General features: G+C 57.6%; 2 protein-coding genes and 1 pseudogene. 1 reads left to right on the forward strand and 2 read right to left on the reverse strand.

The features are described 5' to 3' along the window. Positions 1-117 (forward strand): annotated as a pseudogene (locus tag GIW04_RS30425) (cytochrome D ubiquinol oxidase subunit II); the annotation flags it as partial. 61 nt (positions 118-178) lie between these two features. Here the strand turns inward: GIW04_RS30425 and recX are convergent. Both recX and recA read right to left on the reverse strand, forming a co-directional pair. Next, positions 179-646 carry a recombination regulator RecX gene (gene recX / locus GIW04_RS30430; RefSeq protein ID WP_003189043.1) on the reverse strand — a complete coding sequence of 156 codons (468 nt, stop codon included), beginning with the start codon at positions 644-646 and terminating at the stop codon, positions 179-181. 8 nt (positions 647-654) lie between these two features. Next, a complete protein-coding gene (gene recA, locus GIW04_RS30435; protein WP_003189042.1) occupies positions 655-1,713 on the reverse strand; it encodes a recombinase RecA in 1,059 nt (352 codons plus the stop codon). Between the last annotated feature and the right edge of the window lie 59 nt (positions 1,714-1,772).

The raw sequence follows: 1,772 nt of genomic DNA on the forward strand, positions 1-1,772 counted from the left end.
TTCAACGGTCGCGATCAGGGGCGGCTGCGGGAGTTGGTGGATTACATCAACCTGCCGGAGAACTGGGCACAGGCTCAGGGCAAGGCGCAGCAACGGATGACGCCAGAGACAGCGTGATTTTTTACAGGCGAAAAAAAAGGCCCACTATTTTCATAGTGGGCCTTTGTTTTTTTGGCGTTCAGTCGTCCATATCCCGACCGCTCAATAAGCGGCTGATCATGTCCATCGAAAACCCGCGATAACTCAAGAAACGACCTTGCTTCGCACGCTCCCTGGCATCAATTGGAAGGTGGCCCGCAAACTTGCGACGCCAGGTTTCCTCCAATTGCGACTGCCAACTGATACCGCACTCACGTAGCGCGAGGTCGATATCGGCACGTTGCAGGCCACGTTGGCTCAGCTCTTCACGAATCCGCGCAGGGCCGTAACCGGAGCGCGCGCGGTAAGACACAAAACTTTCAAGGTAACGGGCTTCCGACAACAGCCCTTCTTCCGTCAACCGGTCGAGGGCTGTTTCGATCATCTCAGGTTCTGCGCCGCGCTGACGCAGCTTACGTGTCAGCTCGACTCGACCATGCTCGCGGCGAGCGAGCAGGTCCATCGCAGTGCGCCGAACGGCGACGAGTGTATCAAGTACAACAGTCATCGTTTGCTTCAGATGTCAGTGTCGGCTTCTTCCACTTCTTCAACCGGCTCACGGTTGGCAGCCGCTTTTACATCTGGCGCGGCAGTCAGCAGCTTGTCGCGGATCTGCTTCTCAAGCGTGGCAGCGATATCCGGGTTATCCGCCAGGAACTTGGCCGAGTTGGCCTTACCCTGACCGATCTTGCTGCCGTTGTAGGCATACCAGGCACCGGACTTCTCGACGAAACCGTGCAGTACGCCCAGGTCGATCATCTCGCCGTTCAGGTAAATACCCTTACCGTAGAGAATCTGGAACTCTGCCTGACGGAATGGCGGCGCTACCTTGTTCTTCACAACCTTGACGCGGGTTTCGCTACCAACAACCTCGTCGCCTTCCTTCACCGCGCCGGTACGGCGGATATCCAGACGGACAGAGGCGTAGAACTTCAGCGCGTTGCCACCGGTGGTGGTTTCCGGGCTGCCGAACATCACGCCGATCTTCATACGGATCTGGTTGATGAAGATCACCAGGCAATTGGCGTTCTTGATGTTACCGGTGATTTTACGCAGCGCCTGGGACATCAGGCGGGCTTGCAGGCCCACGTGCATGTCGCCCATTTCGCCTTCGATTTCAGCCTTGGGCACCAGGGCCGCCACGGAGTCGACCACGATCACGTCGATGGCGTTGGAGCGCACCAGCATGTCGGTGATTTCCAGGGCTTGCTCGCCGGTGTCCGGCTGGGAAACCAGCAGGTCATCGACGTTGACGCCCAGCTTGCCGGCGTACTCAGGATCCAGGGCGTGCTCGGCATCAACGAACGCACAGGTGGCGCCCATTTTCTGCGCCTGGGCAATCACCGACAGGGTCAGGGTGGTTTTACCGGAAGATTCAGGACCGTAGATTTCAACGATACGGCCTTTTGGCAGGCCGCCAATGCCGAGTGCGATGTCCAGACCCAGAGAGCCAGTGGAAATAGCCGGGATCGCCTGACGGTCGTGATCGCCCATACGCATTACGGCACCCTTGCCGAATTGACGTTCGATCTGACCCAGGGCCGCAGCCAAGGCTTTCTTCTTGTTGTCGTCCATTAAAGTCCTCACGTAATCAATAAGGCCTGACGGCCAACACCTGTATAAGTAGACAGTAT

The sequence above is a fragment of the Pseudomonas sp. PA-4-8C genome (assembly GCF_021606625.1).
Taxonomy (GTDB): Bacteria; Pseudomonadota; Gammaproteobacteria; order Pseudomonadales; family Pseudomonadaceae; genus Aquipseudomonas; species Aquipseudomonas lactis.

Excerpts from the sequence above, each read along its gene's own strand:
- recX (WP_003189043.1), bottom strand. The coding sequence starts at position 646 with ATGACTGTTGTACTTGATACACTCGTCGCCGTTCGGCGCACTGCGATG.
- recA (WP_003189042.1), bottom strand. The coding sequence starts at position 1,713 with ATGGACGACAACAAGAAGAAAGCCTTGGCTGCGGCCCTGGGTCAGATC.